The organism is Candidatus Micrarchaeia archaeon (assembly GCA_041650355.1).
GTDB lineage: Archaea > Micrarchaeota > Micrarchaeia > Anstonellales > Bilamarchaeaceae > JAHJBR01.
The window spans coordinates 1-5,162 of record JBAZLI010000065.1 but is presented as its reverse complement, the minus strand read 5'-3'; the positions used below and the strand labels follow the sequence as shown (position 1 = coordinate 5,162).

The 5,162-nt window shown below is 55.5% G+C and carries 7 protein-coding genes; 3 read left to right on the top strand and 4 right to left on the bottom strand.

Annotated elements, in window-relative coordinates; all coding sequences use genetic code 11:
* The 3 genes from WC488_04455 to WC488_04445 form a co-directional block, all read right to left on the bottom strand.
* The coding region (locus tag WC488_04455) for a hypothetical protein (protein ID MFA5077651.1) at window positions 1–274 on the bottom strand (274 nt) is incomplete at its 3' end.
* Between the two features lie 14 nt (window positions 275–288).
* Window positions 289–1,167, bottom strand: a complete 879-nt coding sequence (locus tag WC488_04450; GenBank protein MFA5077650.1) for an SDR family oxidoreductase — start codon at window positions 1,165–1,167, stop codon at window positions 289–291.
* Complete coding sequence (locus WC488_04445) at window positions 1,167–1,712, bottom strand: dTDP-4-dehydrorhamnose 3,5-epimerase family protein (protein MFA5077649.1); 546 nt, start codon at window positions 1,710–1,712, stop codon at window positions 1,167–1,169. Before WC488_04445 ends, WC488_04450 begins: the two co-directional genes overlap by 1 nt.
* A 129-nt stretch (window positions 1,713–1,841) precedes the next feature.
* Here WC488_04445 and WC488_04440 point away from each other — a divergent pair, with 129 nt between their 5' ends.
* On the top strand, window positions 1,842–3,083 hold the full coding sequence (locus tag WC488_04440; GenBank protein ID MFA5077648.1) for a class I SAM-dependent methyltransferase: 1,242 nt from the start codon (window positions 1,842–1,844) through the stop codon (window positions 3,081–3,083).
* Entirely contained in the window at window positions 3,080–4,057 is a 978-nt protein-coding gene (locus tag WC488_04435; GenBank protein MFA5077647.1) for a glycosyltransferase family 2 protein, read from the top strand. Before WC488_04440 ends, WC488_04435 begins: the two co-directional genes overlap by 4 nt.
* Here the strand turns inward: WC488_04435 and WC488_04430 are convergent, their stop codons facing one another.
* Window positions 4,058–4,717, bottom strand: a complete 660-nt coding sequence (locus WC488_04430; protein ID MFA5077646.1) for a CatB-related O-acetyltransferase — start codon at window positions 4,715–4,717, stop codon at window positions 4,058–4,060. It abuts the gene before it with no gap.
* A 138-nt stretch (window positions 4,718–4,855) separates the two neighbouring features.
* Between WC488_04430 and WC488_04425 the strand changes: the two genes are divergently transcribed.
* Window positions 4,856–5,162 (top strand): NAD-dependent epimerase/dehydratase family protein (locus WC488_04425; protein ID MFA5077645.1); only part of this gene is annotated, 307 nt, incomplete at its 3' end.

Genomic DNA, 5,162 nt, shown 5'->3' with positions numbered 1-5,162 from the left:
CCTCATTCCGCTTCACCAGCGCGATGCCGAACTTATAGTTTCCTCCATCGATGATTTCTTGGAGTTTTTTCTCATCGGACACCACGCTTGCGACGATGACGATGTCGAAATCGCTCGTTGTCTGGGCCGAAAGCAGCCCGAGGTGCTTCGCGATGGCCGCATAATTGTTGTAGAACGGCATCACGATTAGCACCTGGCCGTTTTTCCTGCGCTCAAGAAGCACGGATGCGTAATCGGACAATGCCCCGCGACCGGTTTTGATATCAGCAGCCATCAAATCTCCCCAGCCTATGACCGGACCTTCTCGAAAGCGTCCAAATCATCAAGCATCCGCCCGATATGCTCTATCTTCCTGCCCAGCATCCTTTCCGCCTTGGAGATGTCCATGCCAATCTTCTTCGGGATGAATATGCTCCGCGCGGCGGAAGTGGACTGCCCTACCAGGCCCTTTTGCAGCTTGAAATGCGCGGCGAAGAGCAGCGCCAGCTCGTACCTGGAAATCAAATCCGGGCCGGTGGCATGGAGCATTCCCGGCCATTCGCCCTTTTCCGCGAGCTCGATTATTATCTTCGAAAGCGCGAGCGCCGATATGGGCTGTGCTATCTGGTCTGTGGCCGCATCGAACCTTTTTCCGGCCTTTGCGCTCTCAAGGAACCGGGCCATGAAATTCCTCGCCGGCAATTCAAAGCCGAATAGCCCGTTCGTCCTCAATACCATGCATTTCGAGCATCCGGCGACCGCCAGCTCGGCGGCGTATTTGGAAAACGCATAGAAGTTCCGCGGATACGGCACATCCGTCTCCTTATAATCCCGGTTCTCGCTTCCGTCGAATGCCCAATCCGTGGATATCTGCACCAGGCCGAAACCGAGTTCCTTCTGAAGGGCTGCCAGTTTTTCCGGCACAAGATAGTTGGCCTTCCAGCACTCCTCCTTCCTCGTTTCACAGTCGTCCGTGGAGCCCTTGAACTTGAGGGTGTTGACGACGATTTCGCACTTAGCGCCCTTCACCTGCCGCGAAAGCCACTCGAAATCCGTTGCGTCCCCCTGGATATCCGTGCATGGGGAGGCGCTCCTGCTCAAACCGACCATTTCGTGGTTTTTCGATTTCCCGTACCTGTATAAGTAGGAGCCGAGCAGTCCCGCGCTTCCGACGACGAGTATGCGCATCATTCCTCACCGTACCTGAAATTGTTCTCGGCCTGCTCCAATGACGGATGATTGGAGTCGCGCTCCGAGACAATAGGATTCTTGACTTTCCAGTCGACGCCTATCGTCGTATCGTTCCAGCGAATCCCCTTGTCGAACGCCTTTTCGTATTTGCCGTCAATCATGTAGAACAGGATTGATTCCTCGAGCGAATGGAACCCGTGCGCGAACCCCTTCCCGATGAACACGCCTGCATTGGATTTGGAATCCAAATTTATAGAAACGAACTTCCCGTAGGTCGGGGAGTCCTTCCTTATGTCCACCACGACGTCCCGCACCCGCCCTTCCAGGCATACGACGATGCGCATCTGCGTCGCCGGCTTCATGATGTAGTGGAAGCCCCGTATCACGTCCTTTTTCGACCGCGAGAAGAACGTTTCAGCCATCGAGAACCCGGGGAAGTCCTCCCTCACCCAGACCTTGCCGAAGTCCCCCCGGTTGTCCCCTGCTTTGAAATATTCGAAAGTGAACACCTTGCCGTCGAAGAATTTTTCGAGAACCTTCAAGAGCCGCACCTCCCTGCTTCCTATTCTTCAGACCGCCTTTTAATGATAAATGCCGCCTCTGCGCGTTATTAATACTTTTTCGGATAATTCATGCAGTGCCTAATCTTAGATTCAAAGCGGGATGATGACATGCAAAAATGCCGCATATGCAAGAAGACCAACGCAACGGAGTTCCTCAATCTCGGCAGCGTGGCCCTCGCCAACAGCTACCTGAAGGCCGATGATTTGGGAAAGCCCGAATTCACCGAGAAGCTCGACGTCTGGTTCTGCCCGGACTGCGGCCTAGTCCAGCTCGGCACGATAGTCCCGCCGGAGAAGCTTTTCCGGCATTACCTTTACTACTCGTCCAACTCGCCCATGCTGATAAAGCATTTCTCGGATTATGCGGATAAAATCGCCGGGATGCACGCGGACAAGTTGAAGGCGTTCGTGGTGGAAATCGCCAGCAACGACGGAATCCTCATCAGGAATTTCAAGAGGCACGGCATCAGGTTCCTCGGAATAGACCCGGCGGAGAACATCGCGAAGAAGGCGAACGCCGAAGGCATACCGACCATCGCTGAATTCTTCAACTCGAAAACCGCGAAGGCGATGGAAAAGGAGCACGGAAAGGCGACGGCAATCATTGGGAACAACGTCTTCGCCCACATCGACGACATACACGATGTGATGGACGGCATCGAGGCCCTCCTTTCGGAGGACGGCTTCCTCGCCCTGGAATTCCCCTACCTGGTGAACCTGCTGGAGAACACCGAATTCGATACGATTTACCATGAGCACCTGTCCTACTTCTCAATCACGCCGCTCGTGCAATTCTTCGCCATGCACAAGATGGAGATTTTCGACGTCCGAAGGACGAGCATACACGGCGGCTCGGTGAGGCTTTTCATCCAAAGAAAGGGGGGCCCGCGCAAGACCACCTCCGCGGTAACGGAACTGCTCGCGCTGGAAAAGCAGAGGGGAATAATGGAGCTGAAGACATACCAGCATTTCGCGGAGAACGTGAAAAAGCTGAAAACCGGGCTCGTATCCCTGCTCACAAAGCTCAGGAAGGAGGGGAAGAGCATAGCCGCATACGGCGCACCGGCAAAGGGGAACACGCTCCTCTGCTACTGCGGAATAGGCACGAAGCTCATCGATTTCACGGTGGACAGGAGCCCGTACAAGCAGGGGCTCTTCACGCCCGGAACGCACATCCCCATCCTCGCCCCGGAGGAGCTCTTGCGCCGCAAGCCGGATTATGCGCTCATACTGGCATGGAACTTCGCGAGCGAAATAGTGAAACAGCAGGAGGACTATGCCAAGGCCGGCGGGAAGTTTATCATTCCAGTTCCATCCCCGCGCATCCTGGACAATGCCGTGGTCAAATGAAGGTTCGTAGCGATATGCCACCCCCACGCGTTTCGATTGTCGTCCTGAATTACAACGGCGGGGGCATCATCGCGAAATGCCTGGAATCGCTCCGGAAGACCTCCTACCCGAATCTCCGCATATCTGTTTTCGACAATGGCTCGACCGACGATTCCAGGGAAATAGTATCCGGCCGGTTTCCGGATGTCGAGGCATTTTCCACCGAAAAAAACCTCGGCGTCACGAAAGGGATGAACATGGCCCTGTCGAAAGCGCTGGAATCGTCCGATGCGGATTACATCGTGTTCTACACCAACGACGTGCAGGTGAACGAGCCCTCTTGGCTGTCCTCCCTGGTGGATATCGCGGAGAAGGACAGGGGAATCGGCATCGTCGGATGCAAGCTCCTCTATCCGGACCGGACCATCCAGCACGCGGGGATGGAATTCTGGCCGGACAGGCTGAGGGGCAAGGGGCAGGACGGCTCGAAGTTCTCCTCGGTAGAGGACATGGATGCCGTCACCGGCGCATGTTTCCTGCTGACCCGCCCCCTGCTCATGAAAATCGGCGGCGTCGACGAGGTTTTCTCCCCTTATTATTACGAGGACACGGATTTCTGCTTCCGGGCCAGGAAGGCCGGATTCAAAATCAAGTACGCAGGAAACGTGGCGCTCACGCATCATGAAGGGGCGTCGATGACTACGAATTCCCGGAAGGAATACGTCCTTGCCCGGAACGCGATGATATTCTACGGGCGATACGCCCCGCTGTCCGAGGCGTTCAAGATGGCGGCGAGGATTTTCGTCCGGCTCATAGTGCGCAGGAACGATTCGAGAAAAAGCCTGTCGCAAAGCAACATCTCATTCCGCCTATCCCTCGGCGAGCTCGTGTCATTCCCGTATCGTTTTGCGCTGGTCGGAATCGGAATAGTCTCAGGACTGCTGGGGTCCGGTTCTTCGAAAGTCCCTTCCTTCGCGAAAATGGCCGGCTCCTGATTATGCCCCATTCCTATTCTGTTTTGAAATTTCCTCGGCTTTTTCGACGAATCTCTCGATTGGCCCGTAGAACAAGTCCAGGTTCTTCTCGACCTCCCCATCCGGCCAGTCCCACCACCGGATGCGCTCCATCCTGTCAATTATCTCCCTGGAAAACCTGAACCTTATCACGTTGGCCGGGACGCCTCCGACTATCGCGTACGGCGGGACATCCTTGGTGACCACGGCACCGGCTCCGACGACCGCCCCGTCGCCGATTCTCACGTCGCTTAGGATGATTGCGTTCGTTCCGATCCAGACGTCATTTCCTATGGTTACCGGGCCCTTCGAGAAGGCGTCAAGGTTCTTCCCCAGATGCCTGTGGGTGATGCGGGTTTTTATCGGGAAATTCGAGGCCAGGCCCACGCGATGCTCCCCCCACGAGAGGATTTTCACGCCGGATGCGAAACTGCAGTATTTCCCGATTTCAATCTTCTGCTCCCTCGAGATGATGGTCGATTCGAAAAGGCCGTACGTGTGCCTGCCCACCGTGACATTCCCGCCGCTCCGCAGGGTAGCGGCCTCCATGACGTTCCTCCTGATTATCCTCCATGCAATCCTTATCCAATCAAGTATGAACATCGTTCTCATCTCGCCTTCTGTTTGCCTGATGCCTGGCATTTCTCCCATTAACCAATCTCCGTTCTATTTTTTGAACCATCGGGCACACCTGCCCGTCCCGCGCATCCGGCGCCACTAATTAAATTCCTGTCTGTATCTATGAGAGTCAGTTGATTTCCATTCCGAGGTCGAGGCATTATGGATCTAGTTCCTTTTGACAGCGTTTACGACGCCAAGAAGTTCGAATCCCTCAAGAAAGCAGGGCACATCATCGACATCTCGTCGCTCGAGGCGTACGAGAAGGCGCTGAAAGGCGCGAAAAGCGCCGTTCCGGATGAGAAATACTGGCACGGCAAGCGCGTCCTCATCACGGGCGCATCAGGCATGGTCGGGAGCACGATGGCCGACATCCTGATTTCGCTCGGCGCGGAGGTCTTCGGCACAATCAAGCGCCATGCGGTGGCATACCATCCGAACCTGCAGCACAACCTGGAGAGCGGGAAGC